We start from the raw sequence: 17,258 nt of genomic DNA, 5'->3' as shown, positions 1-17,258 counted from the left end.
AATCCAGTAAGTCGCTGGATTTTTTATTTTGTATTTAATATATAGGTAAATATTTAAATCGTTCTGTTCCTGATTTCCTAATTCAGCCAATGTTTAAAATAGCTGTAGTGAAGTTTATTTTAATAAAAAGAAATATCAACTGTTGAAGAAAGATGATCAGCAAGGTTTTACAATTAAAACTACCCCATCCAAAGGCAAAAAAATGCTTCTGAAACCGGATAAATATTTTTTTTAAAATTAAAAACAAATATCAACTGTCGAAATCTTTAAATGCCTAATTTAGTGCTGGACTAAAATGCGCTAAGACTTCTATGAAAAACCTATTCTGTGTATTGCTACTTTCAATGGTACCACCTGTACTGGCACAAACCAAATTAGAAAAGGCAATTACCAATCTTGAGAATAATTACGAACAAGAAAAAGTATATCTTCTTACCGACAAATCACAATATGCAGCAGGTGACAGAATCTGGTTCAAAAGCTTTGTATTTGACGGTTATAACCGCTCTCCCCTATCTACGACTCTATTTGTTGAACTGTACGGTGCTGATAAGAAATTAATCGACTGGAAAACGGTACGTCTGGACAATGGTGAAGGCAGTGGAGATTTTCAACTGAAAGAAGATCTTCCTGAGCAGGTATATTTTGTAAGAGCGTATACGCCTTATATGACCAATTTTAGTGAAGATTTTCAGATTGTCAAAGCGATTCCCGTTTACAATCCCAACTCTCCGGAATCATTAGTGATTTCCAAGACTTCCGATTGGTCTGCAAAAGCCTTTCCGGAAGGTGGAACATTCATTAACGGGATGCCTACAAAAGTTGCCGTAAGATTATCAGGCAATACTTTCCTGCCGGAAAACTGGACCGGAAAAATAGTAGATGTACAAAAACCGACCGTCCCTATCACTACATTTAAATCTTTTGATAAAAATGTTGCTTCTTTTACCATCACTCCTGCTTCAGGAAAAAAATACCAGGTTATCATTCAGGATAACGTGGGAAAAAGCAAAACAATAGACCTGCCACAGGTTGCAGACAGCGGTCTTCATTTGGAAGTGAACAGTACCAAAGAAGGGATTAAATACACTTTAAAAGGAGCCAACTTAAAACAGCAGCTTCAAAATTATAAGATCGTAGGAACCATCAACCACCGTCTTGCTTACAAAGCCAATATCAACCAGCTTACCAATGAGGCATCCAGCCTTATTCCTACAAAGATCAGCAATGGAGCGAACGGCATTTTGCAATTAGCGATTTTTGATGATCAGGACAATCTGGTGGCCCAAAGACTTTGTTTTATAAAACCTAATGATTTAAAGATTGAGAAAGCAGAAATTATAGGCCAGAGCATAAAACAGACGCCAAGATCTTTCAATAGCATTGATCTTTCTCCGGAATCCTATTTTAAAAACTATACGGTTCTGGTAAGTGAGGATGATGGCAGCAACAAGCCGGAAGAAGAAAATATCCTGAGCGGACTTTGGTTAACAGGAGATTTCACCACAAAAATAGACAGCCCGGCACAGTATTTTACTAAAACAGCCAATACAGAAGCCCTGGATGCTCTTCTTATTTCTGAAAACTGGAAAAGATTCGACTGGAATTCCGTACTCAGCGGGGCTGCTCCAACGATCAAAACCAATTCTGAAAAATACCTTTCTTACAGAGTAAAGCCTATCAAAAACAATGCTTTGCTGGTCAACACAAACGTAAATCTAGTAATAAGATTGGGTAAAAATGAACCTGCTTTTAGCCAATTCACAACAGATCAGAACGGATATGTTTACCTAAACAACGTGAACACGGATGAACCGTTGGATGTCTCATTATTTGTAAATTCAGAAAATAAAGATTCAAATAATGATAATCTGCTCCTTACCATAGAACCCTTGGTAAAGCCAACCCCGTTTAATGGCAATTTTCCGGGTACAAAATATACATTGGTAAAAACCGCTGGAAATAAAACCCTTCCGCCAAGCATTTCCAAAGCAATCAACACTCAGAAAAACATAAAAAAAGCAGATAATGCCGAGATACAGATTGAACAGGTAAAAATTACCGGGAAAAAGAAAGATCCAAAAGAAGAGCTGGACAAACAGCTGTCTACCGGAATGTTTAGTTCAAACAATACCACGATATTCGATTTCGTCAATGAAGACCAGCATGTCAGCGGATCTACCAATATCCTGGAATGGCTGCAGGGAAGGGCTGCCGGTCTGACATTTCAAAGAAATAATTCGGGGGTAAGTGTACCTTACATTCGTGGTCAGCAGGCAAAGCTCTATTTAGATGAAATTCTTACAGATCCTACGATGATCGCCAGCCTTCCTGTAAACAACATTGCGATGGTAAAAATCATTAAATCATCAGGATTAATAGGTGATGCAGTAGCCATCTATACGATGAAAGGCGATATGAAATCCAAGTCTACTAAAAGCGAAAGTTCAAAGAATAACTCATCCATCATCAAAGGTTATGATAAACCTTCGGAATTCGTCGTTGAAATGATTGATGATGCAGCAAAAATAGACAATGATACCCGGGAAACTCTATACTGGAATCCTAATTTATTTGACAGTGATTATGTTCCGCCGAGAATTAAATTTTTCAACAATGACACTGCAAAACAATATAAAGTATTGATCATAAGCTTTGATGAAGACGACCATCTTCTTTATGATCAGCAAATTTTCAAATAAAATCCCTACCATAGAAAAGCCTTTCAAAAGAACTGAAAGGCTTTTTTAGTATTTTAAATTCAAGGCTTTTAAGTACATTGACTTTTCTCTAAACTATTTACTAAAAAATAGAAAAAAAATCTCATGATGGTTTTGTATCACACAAATAGCTTTAAAAAATCCAGGTTCTTCATTATTTTAAAAACTGCTCTGCAACAAAATATCCGCCTCCTATCACCAGTAACGGCAGGGCCAGTGATAAAAATACCAAAGGCCAGATAAAGATCCTAAAGTAGCTGTATAACCTGACGTTCGAAGGATCAGCAGGATCATAAATGACAATTTCGGTTTCTCCTATTTCCCAGGCAGACGGATTGGTTCCTTCAGGCAACTCGTAGGTAAAAGTGCTACCATTCATTGTCTGATAGGTAAAGATCGGAGAATATACTTCTCCATCTGATTCTATGGTACGTAAATCTGTAACCGTCGCCATCGTTTTTTCGCCCCTGTTCAGGAACTCAATCGTATTCCGGAAACTATATCCCGCAGCAAGCAGCAGGAGAACCCCCAACAGCAGAATTATATAATATTGCCACATAATCTTCTTATCTTTTTTTTTCATAAATCTGAAACTCACCCTATCCCACTGTTCAACAACGAAATAGATACGAATATAGTATAATTTCTCTTTTCCTGAATCATCCAGATTGAATGCTGTTATCTTCCGATTTTTCTTAAACACAAACTGATCTATCTGTAGGTCATATTTCATCATGATAGTAATCTTCTTCCAAAAAACAGGATCTTTCAAAAGAAAATACCAAATATTCCGTTTAATTCTTAAATTTGGCTCATGCGAAAGAATCTTTATTTCATCATTTTACTATGTTCTCTTACCAGTTGCTATACTTATCAGGTAAAAAAGCAAGTGGCTACAGCAACCGACAATAAGCAGGAAGCTAAAAAGGGTGCTGCTCCTGTTAACAATATGCCTCCACAAATGAAAGCTACAAACGCTGAGGTCCAAAGCCTGAGTGCACAACAAACACCTGTTCCGGTGAATATTCAGGAGAAGCTTACCCCTAATAAAAATGTTAAAATTGACGTTGACGGCAAGAGCTATAAAGTAATCGTAGACCGATGGGAAGGCGACAGTCTGGTTGCTCACCCAGTTCGTAATGCTAAAAAAACACTGAAATTCAACAAGAACCAGATCAATGCTGAGAAAATTGCAGAAAAGCGTTTTTCACAACCTATAGCTGATATTATTACCGTTGCTGCTTATACCGCCATTGGGGTTGGAATATATCTTCTTGTGCGATAGTTTTTAAACTTCTATTTTCTGATCCGCAAGCCACCTTGCCAAGGTTTAAACCTTGACAAGGTGGCTCCGACGTAAAGATTAAAAAAATGAAAAAAATTCACGAGTCTCAAAATGTAGTTTTGGAAGTAGAATTAAGCAGGAATATTTCTTCTGACAACCTATTTGGAAAATTGAGATGGACCATTAATGGTAAAAATATAGCCAACGAAGAAGAAAATAATCTAAGCTACTTCTATACTGATTGTGAAACCTTAAAGTTTATACTTGAAAAAAACATCGAAGTAGGAAATCAGTTATTTAACAAAGAAAATGAAGAAATTCTATCTTACTGGAAAGAATGGGAAAATTACAAATTACATTTTGACACAATCTGCGAAGAACCTGAAAATGTGAAATTCTTTGATCGGAATTATTTTAAAACAGGGAACATCTTCAACAGTTTTTTCTTTGATGATATAATGATTTTTTACGTGATAGAAAATGATCTGATCAAATTTAAATATTGGTATCAATTAAATGGCTCTGAAGTTTATGAAATCAGCGTACATAAAACTGAGCTGATCGGTAGTATTAATTCTTTTCTGATGTTTTTTAGCACGACTAATCAGGATTTAAATAACAGGTAAAATAAATACATATGATCCCCGTAAAATTATTGAGAATAGAAAATATTGACCCAGTAGGAGTGGATAATTTGGATCAGTTTATTCAAGGTTTAAATCTTGTTTTGGGGCATTCTGTAGAAACGGTAAACAAAATAGATCCTGAATTTGATGGATATTATTTATTGCCCATGGGTTTTACAATTCCAGAAGATGGAGCGGGAGCTGTGAAAGAAAATATTAATGAAAAAGTCTTTTTGCTAAGCGTCATCAATAGCAATATCCGAAGAATCCTGGAAGAATGCAGACCAGCGGGGTTAACGAACTGGGCACTTTTCTTTAGAGCAGGAACAGGGGTAATAGGTAAAAAAGAAGTGATTGATCAGGTACATACCCGTGAGGAAGGGGAAGACATATGGTATGAAGATTTAGGCTACGACCAATATATCCCCGTAATGAAAGATGGCACTTATGAAACTGTTGCCAAATCTATATTAAGTTATTTACAGGCTTATGATAAATATAGGAAGTAAAGCCTGAATAAGAGGAAATTTTATCATCCTCCGCAAAATACCTTCAAAAATAATACGGTGAATAAAGTATACATCAATCAACGCGAGATCAATATAAAAAGAGTCAACTATTTACAAATAGATTTTGGCAAACTGAATCCGGATGTTGATTACGATGAATATAAAATATTGATCAATATCAATGATTTTACAAACAAGATAGAGCCCAAATACCATGCTTTTCTGGAAGAATATATTGAAGATGATAAGATAGATAACGATTTTACCCCTATGTACGAGGGAGCAGAAAACTATCCTGATTTTACAATGTTTATGAATCTGAAAAGTGATCAGAAAATACAGACTGTAAGCGGCTATTTTATCTTTATCATACTAGATGAATTTATAGATGATTATTCTGTAAATAACACAGAGGTACATCTGATTAAAAATTTAGAAAAGATCACCGTCAATACTGATCATATTATCTTTGAAGGTAAATCTCTACATATTATAGATTGATAATGAAATCTTTTACTCTCACAGAATCTGCGAGAATAAAAGATAATCCTACTCTATGAAGCTTTCTTATCCCGGATGTTCCTCTCCCCTCTCCTTTCCAGAATAATATGCGCTGCATCCAGCATTTTAATCAGATGAATGTACGGATTGATGATATTCTTTTCCGGTAAATTCTCATACACTCCCATTGAAAAATACACCATCCCGGACAAAAAATAATCAAACTCCTGAATACTGTATTCTCTGAATGCCTTTTGAAAAACCAACAACGGATTTTGATATTCTTCCTCCGAAAGCAAGCCAAGAACCAATGGAGAAACATCATCCAAATGAGTATGAGCCGTCCATTTTCTTTCCTTCAACATGATGAAATATCCTGCACGCACAAGCAAACGCATAGACTGATGAAACTGAAAGATTACAAACAACTCTTCATTGATGCTGAAATTTCTTTTTACTGCATAGCTCACAATACTACTTAACCTTTCTTTAGTACCAGCCAGATCATTGAACTGAAAGAACGTCTCTATTTGCTGTATTACAGAGTCTTTCTTATAACCCGAACAGCATTGAGTTTTAAAATCTGTTTTATTTTTTTTCATGAGATTGTATTTTTTTATAAATGTAATAAAAGAAATTCAATTACGGTCGATCGACCGTAATTTTTTATTATTTAATTATTTCATTTGTTCTATGACAGATATAAACGAAAAAATTTGTTCATACATTACAAAAAAATGGTTGATACCTTGGCTTCAGGAAGGCAAGTCACAAAATTCTTTTGCCAAAAATCATGGTGTAGAAGAAAGTACCATTAGAAAAATCAAAAGTGAAGAAACTTACAGAATACCTGTTGAAACACTTTTCAAAATCTGTGAAGCAAGAAAAATTAGTTTATCTGATTTTTTCAAGCTTATAGGTGAATAAATCCTGACGTGAGTTGGGATTTAATTTTTTAATGAACAAATTGTAAAAATATCTAAAGTATACAAATGATTCTATTTTATATTTTCTAAATTTTCTGTTACAATATTGAATATTTTTTTTAAATCTTCAATAGAAATATTTAGAACATCCTTCATAGTAGAATTAGGATGAATAATTTCATTTCGTTTTTTGATCAGTTGATTTATATTTGGTAAATCGCAGGACAAATCATCTAATGTATTAATTATCTTTTGGGCCCATGGAATATTCCAATCGCTTATAAGATTATTGCCAGAATCCACATAATTACCTGAATTTAAAACATATTGTTTTAAAAAATTATTATTACGTCTAAACTGAAACTTAAATTTATCAGGGCTTGATGTCTTAATTCTATTATCTGCATCTATCAGTCTATTAGCAATATTTTCTAAGACAGTAAAAAAAATTGAAAACGACATGATATTTCCTTCGTTAGATTTATATTGAAGAATATTAGATACTCCAAATTCCAACCATTTTAAATATTCATTCACAAACTCCTTAGGCAGCTCTCTATTCTTTCTTCTTAGTTCTAATTGTTGCTTTAAAAAATTATATTTCTCAAAGTTCTTTTTCACAAAGCTATAAACAAGACAATTATCGATTGTTTGATATATATTTTCAATTAAACGTTCTGTAAATTTTTGATCTATGCTATTTTCTGGCGATTCTTTTAAAATAAAACCATCAATACCAATTTCCTGAAGTTCTTGTAAATTCCAAACTTTGTTAGATGCTGAAAAAATTATGACCTGAATCCCTTTATTATACTCTTTAATTCTTTTTAGTAAGGCATAACCAGTTAATTTTTTGGGGTCTCTTTCATCAAAATCATCATCATGTAATCTTAAATCTAAAATTATTATTTCGAAATCTTTAGCAGATTGAAAAGCTTTTTCAACTATCTCGTCACGTTCTTTAATTTTTTTAAAATCTTCTCCAACAAAGTTGAAATCTGTATTTCTACATATTTTTTGAAAAATAGATCCCCATCCTTTTTCAACTTCATCATCGATAAGTAAAATAGTACCATTATTTTTAAGTACTCTTGTATTAAGTGGCACAATAGGTGATATTGGATATTTTACATTTAAATATTTATAAAATAAAGAAGTTTTAATATTGCTTTCGTTTTTTTCCAACTCATTATCGAGCTCTGTAGATATATTCAACGCTTTTGACCACCGTAGAATTGACCATTCATTTGAAATAGAATGATGAGATTTGTAACTAGTGGGAGGCTTAATACCAATAAGATCTATTTTTTCTAAAGCTTCATTTATATCAAATTCCTTTAAAATATTATCATCAATTATTCCTTTAACATCATCAAAACTATTTTGAATATAATCAACATTAGGGCACTTTAAAAAGTTAGAATAATTACAATGTTTATAAAAAGATGCATTATCTTCTATTCCTAAGAGTACGACTCTAAAATTTATTTTGTTCAAAGAAATAATATGCAAGTACCAACGGATTGCAAAGTTAATTCCATCGTATACCATTGGATTTCTATTATCAAAAATAGTTGGTACAAATATTAAATCAGGAAAATCTGCTTCATTATAATTCTCAGGAAAATGATCTTTAATCTTAATTAGTGGAAAAGAAACAACATTTGTTATTCTTGAAATAACCTCTTTCAATTTATCATTCATTTCATCAAATCTTGAAATCCCTGAATTGGGTAAAAAATAAATACTTTTCATATTAATCTAAATATTTTATCATTCATCCTTTGAATTAATGGTAACAAAATTTGTTTCTTAACTGTTATAGGTTCCTTATTACTCTCTTCATTTAACCATTTAAGTAATTTCTCTTTATCCTCAATTAGTTCTTTTTCCTTTAAGCGTGCTTCAACTAAATCAATAATTTCATATAGATCATTAACCGTAAGATTCTCATCATTTCTCTTATCAAATAAATACAGAGTAATAATATTCTGTAGCTCTAATAATGAATTTAATAAATAGCCTTTTCCATTCACAAGTAATGGTATATTTACTTCTCCTCTAGATTGATAATCATTTATAAATGTTGGTAAATTTCTATAAAGATCACCACTATTGACATTACCATTCACTAAACCATTTTCTAGTACTAAGCTATTATCAAGCCCTCCGCTAAAGTAAACAAAAGGTATTTTTTGGTCAATAAAATATTTTTTCACATCTTCATTTGTAATTTTATTATCACTAAATGAGTATGATGAATGAAAAATGATAGCTTCAGAATTTTTAAATCTAGTTGATAAATAATTTTCTAACTCATTTTTCTGACAATCAATAATTGCTACTTTTATTATAGAAGAATCAAGACTTTCTTTTAGATAAGATCTCATTCTTCCATCTCTATCTTCAAATATGTAAATCATAAATTTTGAGTTTTATAAAATTTCAATATATATTTTACATAATTAATATTCTCATTACTTTTCTTTACAATATTTGGTGTCATTAAATTATCTTGTAATTTGGTGTTCTCATCTAAACAAATTATTCTTAAAGCCTGAGTATTCTCATGATTTTTTAATTGAGCAACTATTTCCCAATCTGCAACACTGAAAAGCATCTTTCTTACTTTATCGAAATCACCTGACAACCCTAATAATTTTACATCATTAGTCGGAATTGACAAATAACTATTTCTATGAATTATTTCAAAAATGTAAAATTCATCAAAGTTTTTTAAATTTATTTCGACATTAGATGATTTCGCTTTATTTGCTAAAATCCATTCAGACATTTGTTGTATGGCATTAAACAATAAATTAGTATCACAAAATAATTTAACAGATTGTCCAATATCATTAAAAGATTCACTAAAAGAAAGTATAATATCACCACCTAATAACCTTCTAATTAGTTTTCTTATTCTAATATTAAATGTTAAATCTGCTTCATCAGTTCTAAATTCAATTATTTGTTTAAATTGATTAATATATTTTTTAAATAAGTCTCCATCTAATTCTGCATTATAAGGATGTTCATTTGGGTGTTCTTTACACCATCTTTCAACGTCTCTCCAAGAAAACTTTATATTACCTTTTCCATAAATATTAGTTTTATGTTTATCTCCTGTATTAATAATGAAGTTTTTCACATTATGATAAGTTACATTATTAATATTCCATCCAGTTACCAAATTATACTCTTGATTTGCATTATCAATATATAATTTATAATCAAATTCTGATAATCCTTCAGGATTGTGTGTAAACCATTTAAATTTCTCTCCTATACTAAAATTATACAAGAATTTAACCATAGTTTTTGGAGAATGCTTCTTTTGCTTTGTTGAGCTAACTAAATTATTTTGTGATTCAATACCATGTAAAACAATTTCATCTTTAATCGATTCAGAATCAAATGATGACAAATTTTCATTGGCAGTTACCATAGAGTCTATTTTTAGTTTTAATACCTGAATTTCACTCATTATTTTATCTTCACTTACACTCAACCTTTGTAACTCACTGACTGACAGAAACAAAATCTTTTCCTTTTGAGAATTGCTAATTCCTTTTGAATTTAATAATTCGATTATAAAAGATATTTTATTATTCATCTTTAAAGTCATTAATTAAAAATATCTAATTTAGATCTACATATGATCTGATAATTTTCATTTATTGTTCAACCTTTTGTCTATAATAAACTTCCATTGCTTTTTCAATTCCATCATTTTCCCAAATATTAAGAATTAGATTAATTGGAGAATGAGAAATTAAAAAAGACTCAAAACGATTCTTTAATTTCAAATAAGTTTGATTTTTATCGCCTTTCACCATTTTAAGAAATAATAATTTACCTTTTATCACCATCAGCATATTTGGTGTTTGTGAAGACAATGTTCTTTTTTCTTTTAAATATTTATCCAAGAATAATGAATATGATTTATCATAACCATAAGCTTCCAAGTAATAAATCCATTGACGTAATTGTTTTATATATTTTCTTGCAACATTTACTTTATTATTTACAATCAAGCCAGTTACCTCTTGGCGGTAACCTTTTTTTTGCAAACGAATTTTATCTTCTTGAAGATGAAATTTTTCTTTATTAATAATACGCCTAACTTCTATATCAAATGTACTATTTACTGCAAAAATTTGCTCAATTAAGCCAGATTCTTTTTCATAAACATTATGTTTACTGCTAAAAGTAATATCATCAGCATATCTACTATAATTTAATCCAAATCTTTTAGAAACACCTGTTAATTGTCTATCTAGCCTTTCACATATAGCATTACTAATTACAGGTGATACTGGTGACCCTTGTGGTAACACTGGGGTTGTTATCTTTTTCCAGTGTCCTTGGATAGAACGTTCTACTTCAATAGGAGTACAAGATAACCCTGCGATCATATTAGCAATTTTTTTTCTTTCCGGAGTTGTGTTCAAGTTAAAAGGGCTTATTAGTAGCCTTCCCCAAACTCTTGATTTGTCAATACTTGAAAAAAAATCTTTTAAATCAATATTATACACATAAGTTTGTCCTATATGTACCTTAGCATTATCTACAATAGACTTACCAGGAATAAATCCTGTAGCAGCTTCATGAGGTTCAAAAACACATTGCAAAATTACATTTAGAACCCTCTGAAAATTTTTTAATCCTCGTATTGGAGAATGAATAACCCTATCCTTTCCTGATTTCTTTTTTATTGAAAAAGAATTGTAATATAGATTGTCGATATTTTTTATTAATTGATTATCTGCTGTTTTGAATATGGAATCTTTATTGATATAATAATTAAGCTGTTTTTCTTCAAAATCAAATACCTTATTTCCATACTCAAACATCTTTGCTTTATTTAATAAAGAAAGAAAATCATTTTTACTATTCATTTTACTGAACAAAATTCGAAGTTCTTTTTTTTGTTCTTGAGTAAGTTTCATTTTTGTAATCAGTTAAATTCATTGATACCCGTAATTTTTTATTCTTTCTTTATATAACAAAACGAAAAGGATCTAAATAAAAATATAAGCCAACGAAAAGGCTAAACATATAATAGCGATAACATCGTTAACATTCAGTTTTGGATTACTCCAAAACCACCAACCGATTTGATTTATAAAAATTTATAAATCCAGCAGGCAAGTCTATCATAGATAGACGTTCAATATTTCAATTACGGGCTACCAATGAATGATAATTGAATATACAAACGTACAACTTAAAAGTGTATTTTTATTACACAATAAAAATTATTTTTTTATAAATCTCTTTATCAAAATTTTGCAAATATACTAAGAACTAGAATGGCAATAATAAAGAATTCATTTAAAAATTATAGATAAACATTCACCCACTACCGCAAAAATTTCTTCGTGTGATCTTCAGGACAAAAACCAAACATTCCAAAAAACACATATACCTCCTAAAACTCCCCAATTCCCGAGCCCCACCATAAATTCCTAGTCTAATGTTACTTAGCGGAACAATTTTTCCCCAATCGTAGTTTTACTACAATTTTTCAGATTTAATATAATTTTACATTTCATACTGTTTTTTTTATCTAACTTCGGTGACATAAGACCAAAAAAACGCAGAAAATATTATGAAAAACACCTCAAATTCTGAGAAAGTTTCAGAAAACCACGTCTCGGGCATCAACCGGGTGGTAAAACTGGAAATTGTGGTTGAGGGCAAGACGATCAATCACTTTAAACACTTTCGTTTGCAACAGAGTGCAAGGAAGCACCATGATTTCGAACTTGTACTGGCTCATGACTCTTTAGGGGAGGCACAGAACCATAACCTTCAGCAGGCTCAAAAATTTTTAGGAAAAAGGATCACTATTGTTTTCAGATATAAAGATTACGAAAATGAAAGTCCCGAAAGAACATTTGTGGGTCTCATTACCAAAGTAGCCTTCAGCCAGGAAAAAATGAGCCTGGGAAATATTATCTTAAAAGGACAAAGCCCTACTATTCTGATGGATGCGGCTCCACATACCCAAAGTTTCGGAGGAAACCAGGGAGTGAATACCAATATTATTGCCGACAGGATCATCAAAGAAACCTTAGGGACCAATAAATTTGATTTCAGGATAGATACCCAGAACCAAAGCTATATCAGCTACAGTGCACAATATAACGAGACGCATTACAATTACCTGACAAGGATTGCAGAAGCTTACGGAGAACAGTTTTATTATGACGGTGAAATCCTTCATTTCGGAAAGTTACCTCCTTCTGAAAAGCCGATCCTTTTGGTATATGGAAGCAATGTAGTGGATGTGAATGTAGAGCTGAAAGCCGTTCACACCAAACCGGAGTACTTTGGCTATAACAGCAGCAGACATACTAAAATGGTAGGTGGTGACGACCGTATAAAACACTTGGGAGACTTATCTTCCAAAGCTTATGAACTGAATGATACTATTTTCACCACCCGGTCACTGACCCCTACTCCCATCAATGCCAATATGTTCCTTGATGTGGATGAATCTCAAAAGAGCGCCAGGGGAAGTAAGGCTGTTGAGGTTTTTACCGTGACGGGACAAACCACAGTTCCGTTCCTCTACATTGGCTGTGTTGCAGATCTGGCCATGAGAAAGACAGATAGCAATGAAACCTCGCATTTCACAACGTTGATGATTACAGAAGTGATCCATGAAGTAGATGCCAGAGGATATTATACAGGAAGCTTTGAAGCGATCGCCGAAGGAACCGGATTTATGCCAAAACCGGATTTTGAAATGCCTAAAGCAGAACCTCAGGTAGCCACCGTGATCTCCAATGTAGACCCATTGAACCAGGGAAGAATACAGGTAAGATTCGACTGGCAATTAAATGATACCACGCACTTTATCAGAATGATGAGCCCCGATGCCGGAGGAACAGATGCTGTAAGCCAAAACAGAGGTTTTGTAGCCGTTCCCGAGATTGGCGACCAGGTCATGGTAGGATTTGAATACCACAATCCTGATTTTCCATTTGCCATGGGCGGAATGTTCCATGGGCAGGTAGGTCTGGGCGGAGGTCTCGACAATCATCTGAAGTCGATACAGACAAGAAGCGGAATTAGGATTCTAATGAATGATGCAGAAAAAAGTGTCACCATTAAAGATCCGAGCGGAAATACCTATTTTATGGATGGTCAGGGGAACATCAATGTTACAGCCCCCAAGAATATGACTTTCACAGCAGGAGAAGATATGCATATTTCGGTAGGAAGAAATATGACGACCAAAATTGGTCAGGACAGCAACTTGCATATTGGCAATGATCATACCGAGTCTATTACCAAAAGATACACCCAGACCTCTGAAAATAAAATCGTTACTGTGAAACAGGATCAGACAGAAAGCACAGGAAATAAATTTAAAAGTACTTCCGGAGAAGCCGATATACAAACCTCTGCAGGTGATTTAAAACTGCGGGGAACTTCATTGGCTGTATTCCAGGGCGGAAAAGACGTTAAAGTAAGTAAAGGCTAACCCCATAACGGATAATGAAGTCAATTTTCATTGTCAGTGAATATGATTGCAGCCTCAACTATTGAATCCAATCCAAAAGAGTACCATATGGAAAATCAGAATACTTCAGCGCATGATCAAAAGCTTTCTGAAAAAAGAACAGAACAACAGAAAAAAGCCAGCGAAGATTCACCTTTAGAAAAAAGAGAAATGGTAATGAACGGAGCCACGCTGAAGTGCCCCTATGCCCAGGGACCGGGAGAACTGAAAGTAACCTCCAACGAAATCAACCTTCAGGATCAGCCCTTTGCCACAGTAGGTGATGGTAATAATATGGTCAACCTGCAGTTTAAAGGAACCTGCGGACATCCCAAATGGCCGGCAAGAAAGATGTCTCCCCCACCCTGTATGAGCGTTATAAAATTAAGTCCATGGCAAAACCCGGGAACTACTAATATACAGGAACAAACAGCCTTGGTAAAAGAATCCTATATCAATTGTGACCCGGAATTCAATTCTGCGACGGCTTCACCGATTCCGAAGGCAGAAAGTATAAAAAGTGAGATTCAAAATACTGATACTCCTAAAATTCTTGATGCTTATTTCGTGAAATGGGTCTCAGAGAAAGGAACTACTGTTGAAAAGGAAGAGGAGGTTTTCAACAAAAAACTGGGCAAGAAAGTTACCGTTAAAAAGAAAGTAGATACAAAGAAAATATCTGCGGAAAAAATATCAGAGCGTGGACTAAGCTATCAGGCTGCATTGGTAGTTGAAACTGAAGGACTCACAGGAAAGAAAATAAAAATTAAGATTAAAAGTGGTAAAAACAAAGTCTTAACAGACGTGGATACCGAGGTAAGCTTAATTGATTTAAAAGATGTGGAAAAAGTGACGGATGCTTCAAAATACGCAGGCATAAAAGCAAAAAGTGAATTTGAAGTAGAGGTAGATAATTTAGCCAATGACGCTACCATAGAAAATGCAAGCCAGTTCAAAAATAAAGCAGTGCTAAAACTGATGCTTAATCAGCGTGTTGATGATTTATCATTTAATTTAGCCAAGCTTATCACAGCAAGCCCAGACAAAGAAGCCTCAGTTTATATTGAAGTAACCTCTGATGAACCCAAAATTGAATATCTGGGTCAACAAGGAAGTGGCAGCTTAAAAAACACCTTTTTGAATGGAGGTGGTCAATATTTTAAAATAAAATACTTAGAACAACCATGGGTGGTGAAAGCTCGTGAAGAACAAGAACTTGGCGTTTCGGAAGCTACCGATTGCAAAAAAATTATAGATGAATATCATGCCATCAACCGACAGAACAAACCAAAAGCCTGCGCCGGTACCGATAATAGCTCCTGGTGTGCGTCGTTTGTAGGCTGGTGTTTAAAAAACAGTGGCTATTCTGCCCAATTGGATCCGGGAGCCTATTCATACGGTGAAGAAAAGACCAGATACAGAGCCGGATTTAAGAAAAATCCAACAGATAAAAAGGGACTGGAAAAAGAAGAATTCAGTGATCCTGTATGGGGAAAACTTATCGCAGGTAAACAGCCTCTACTGGGGTCAATATGTGTCTTACTTGGCGGACACCACGTAAGTATAGCAGTTGGAAAAAGCAATGATGGCAAAACCATATATTATCTGGGCGGAAATCAGGGGAACAAGGTCTGTGTAGGAACTTTCGGGCAAAGAACCTCTTCCATATATCCCATAGAATATACTAAAAAGACTGAAGATGATGAACTACCTATTTATTATACAACCAATGAAAAGCTTAGTTACTAGCCTTATATTATTTTTCTTTATCCCCGTTTGCGGGCAAGAATCTGTGCATGACAGTTTGAAAGTATATTATCAGGATTCGCTGATGATACATAAAAATGTCAAAAACGGAGCGGTATCCAATGAGCTTACCGTAAAAGTAATTAATCCCTGTAACGCTGAAAAAAACAGATTTGACGGAGCGGTAACCATCATTAGTGCTACTGTTAAAAATAAAAATTACAGCAATACTCTGGTGTACAATTATCCGGATGCCCAATCTGGCCTGATCAATGTAAAAGCAGACCATATATCCAGTTATGCCGTAGATAAAAATCAGGCTTTCCTAATCCCTTTCACCTATTGCGGGAATTGGGATAATGATACAAAAGTCTCTTATATTGTTTTGTATAACCGTAAAAAATATCTGTATCATATAAAATATTATTGTAGTGAAGGCGGTAAATGTAAGATCAATGATAACCTGAACACCAAACTAAAAGATTTGCCTTCAACATTAAAATTGAAAATCATCAAAGACATAGAAACAAAGTATAAGAACGTAAATGACTTTTACTAATCAAGTCAAAATGAGTAACGGAAAAGATAGTTATTTTTTATCCCAATCAAAGTTTTTTAATATACCAGAAAATAAATAGATTATGCAATAAGAGAATAGAAAAAATTAAAGACGGATTTTATGAAAGCAACATTTATTTCAACATTATTCATTCTCATTTTCTTTCAGAATAGCACTTTTATGAATCATAATTTGTGTAGTGATTCGCTTTTGCATAATACTTATGAAAAAGACAATAGAATTCCGGATTCCTTCATGGTAAACACCCCTTTTAAGTATAATGGAAAAAAGTATAATATCCAATTAACTTGTGAAAGATCTCAAAGCAATTCTGTAATGGTAACAAAAGTTACTAGTGACCTTTTATTACCTAAAAATTTTCAAGATATTTTGGAGAATGATTTTTCAATTCGAAATTTTTATTTTCCAGATAACTATGACACAGCATATAAAGAATATGCAGCAAATAAATTTATTGGTGACTGGCTGGCAATGTATAAAAAAAATCATTTTAGAGATTTTTCTTCTCGTCTTTTATATATTGTAGATGTTGATGATGATAGTTATGATGATATATTACTTCTCGATCTTCAAAGCAGTATGCGTGATAATGACGTATATGTTATGTTCAAAGGAGGTAAAAAGGGAATTTCATTTGAAAAAAACTTTTTCAATAAAGCAGCTTTCTACGGATGGGATACTACAGGAAAATATCTGATAACAGGAGTAAGTGATACCAAAGAAAGAAAACTTTATAAAAATAAAATTGTTCAGGGTAAACTGAAAACAGTGGATCAATGTAAGGAATATGCAGTAGCAGATAAACTCTGCTGGTAAATAAATATTTTAAAAATCATTAAAGACATAGAA

General features: G+C 33.1%; 16 protein-coding genes. 10 read left to right on the top strand and 6 right to left on the bottom strand.

Features of this window, described 5'->3' with window-relative positions; translation table 11 throughout:
- Positions 1-311 precede the first annotated feature (311 nt).
- On the top strand, positions 312-2,702 hold the full coding sequence (locus AC106K_RS12890) for a hypothetical protein (RefSeq protein WP_482445861.1): 2,391 nt from the start codon (positions 312-314) through the stop codon (positions 2,700-2,702).
- A 172-nt stretch (positions 2,703-2,874) separates the two neighbouring features.
- On the opposite strand, the gene AC106K_RS12885 is transcribed toward AC106K_RS12890, so the two are convergent.
- Positions 2,875-3,456, bottom strand: a complete 582-nt coding sequence (locus AC106K_RS12885) for a DUF3592 domain-containing protein (protein WP_482445859.1) — start codon at positions 3,454-3,456, stop codon at positions 2,875-2,877.
- A 78-nt stretch (positions 3,457-3,534) separates the two neighbouring features.
- Here AC106K_RS12885 and AC106K_RS12880 point away from each other — a divergent pair, with 78 nt between their 5' ends.
- From AC106K_RS12880 to AC106K_RS12865, 4 genes are all read left to right on the top strand, one after another.
- Positions 3,535-4,005 (top strand): hypothetical protein, encoded by a 471-nt coding sequence (locus AC106K_RS12880; RefSeq protein WP_482445857.1) that lies wholly within the window; start codon positions 3,535-3,537, stop codon positions 4,003-4,005.
- An 86-nt stretch (positions 4,006-4,091) separates the two neighbouring features.
- A complete protein-coding gene (locus tag AC106K_RS12875) occupies positions 4,092-4,631 on the top strand; it encodes a hypothetical protein (RefSeq protein ID WP_482445855.1) in 540 nt (179 codons plus the stop codon).
- A gap of 11 nt (positions 4,632-4,642) precedes the next feature.
- Entirely contained in the window at positions 4,643-5,140 is a 498-nt protein-coding gene (locus AC106K_RS12870) for a hypothetical protein (protein ID WP_482445853.1), read from the top strand.
- Positions 5,141-5,197: 57 nt separating this feature from the next.
- Positions 5,198-5,641 (top strand): hypothetical protein, encoded by a 444-nt coding sequence (locus AC106K_RS12865; RefSeq protein ID WP_482445851.1) that lies wholly within the window; start codon positions 5,198-5,200, stop codon positions 5,639-5,641.
- A 53-nt stretch (positions 5,642-5,694) separates the two neighbouring features.
- Here AC106K_RS12865 and AC106K_RS12860 read toward each other — a convergent pair whose 3' ends face one another.
- Positions 5,695-6,243, bottom strand: a complete 549-nt coding sequence (locus AC106K_RS12860) for a hypothetical protein (RefSeq protein WP_482445849.1) — start codon at positions 6,241-6,243, stop codon at positions 5,695-5,697.
- Positions 6,244-6,334: 91 nt separating this feature from the next.
- Here AC106K_RS12860 and AC106K_RS12855 point away from each other — a divergent pair, with 91 nt between their 5' ends.
- Complete coding sequence (locus AC106K_RS12855) at positions 6,335-6,568, top strand: helix-turn-helix domain-containing protein (RefSeq protein ID WP_482445847.1); 234 nt, start codon at positions 6,335-6,337, stop codon at positions 6,566-6,568.
- Positions 6,569-6,639: 71 nt separating this feature from the next.
- Here the strand turns inward: AC106K_RS12855 and AC106K_RS12850 are convergent, their stop codons facing one another.
- The 4 genes from AC106K_RS12850 to AC106K_RS12835 all read right to left on the bottom strand — a co-directional run bounded on the left by AC106K_RS12850 (position 6,640) and on the right by AC106K_RS12835 (position 11,519).
- Positions 6,640-8,322: a response regulator gene (locus tag AC106K_RS12850; RefSeq protein WP_482445845.1), complete on the bottom strand. Its 1,683-nt coding sequence runs from the start codon at positions 8,320-8,322 to the stop codon at positions 6,640-6,642.
- Positions 8,319-8,990, bottom strand: coding sequence for a hypothetical protein (locus AC106K_RS12845; protein WP_482445843.1), 672 nt, complete (start codon positions 8,988-8,990; stop codon positions 8,319-8,321). Before AC106K_RS12845 ends, AC106K_RS12850 begins: the two co-directional genes overlap by 4 nt.
- Positions 8,987-10,183 (bottom strand): hypothetical protein, encoded by a 1,197-nt coding sequence (locus AC106K_RS12840; protein WP_482445841.1) that lies wholly within the window; start codon positions 10,181-10,183, stop codon positions 8,987-8,989. Before AC106K_RS12840 ends, AC106K_RS12845 begins: the two co-directional genes overlap by 4 nt.
- Positions 10,184-10,244: 61 nt before the next feature.
- Positions 10,245-11,519, bottom strand: a complete 1,275-nt coding sequence (locus AC106K_RS12835) for a reverse transcriptase family protein (RefSeq protein ID WP_482445839.1) — start codon at positions 11,517-11,519, stop codon at positions 10,245-10,247.
- Positions 11,520-12,181: 662 nt separating this feature from the next.
- On the opposite strand from AC106K_RS12835, the gene AC106K_RS12830 reads away from it, so the two are divergent.
- The 4 genes from AC106K_RS12830 to AC106K_RS12815 all read left to right on the top strand — a co-directional run bounded on the left by AC106K_RS12830 (position 12,182) and on the right by AC106K_RS12815 (position 17,225).
- Positions 12,182-14,065 carry a type VI secretion system Vgr family protein gene (locus AC106K_RS12830; RefSeq protein WP_482445837.1) on the top strand — a complete coding sequence of 628 codons (1,884 nt, stop codon included), beginning with the start codon at positions 12,182-12,184 and terminating at the stop codon, positions 14,063-14,065.
- A gap of 87 nt (positions 14,066-14,152) precedes the next feature.
- Entirely contained in the window at positions 14,153-15,832 is a 1,680-nt protein-coding gene (locus AC106K_RS12825) for a PAAR-like protein (RefSeq protein ID WP_482445835.1), read from the top strand.
- The gene (locus tag AC106K_RS12820) at positions 15,813-16,388 is read left to right on the top strand and encodes a hypothetical protein (RefSeq protein ID WP_482445833.1); all 576 of its coding nucleotides are present in this window, start codon (positions 15,813-15,815) and stop codon (positions 16,386-16,388) included. The genes AC106K_RS12825 and AC106K_RS12820 overlap by 20 nt, the downstream gene beginning before the upstream one ends.
- Positions 16,389-16,508: 120 nt before the next feature.
- On the top strand, positions 16,509-17,225 hold the full coding sequence (locus tag AC106K_RS12815; RefSeq protein WP_482445831.1) for a hypothetical protein: 717 nt from the start codon (positions 16,509-16,511) through the stop codon (positions 17,223-17,225).
- Positions 17,226-17,258 lie beyond the last annotated feature (33 nt).

The sequence above is a fragment of the Chryseobacterium sp. FR048 genome (assembly GCF_056844665.1).
Note: the sequence above shows the minus strand (reverse complement) of the source record. Positions and strands in the feature narration are given on the sequence as shown.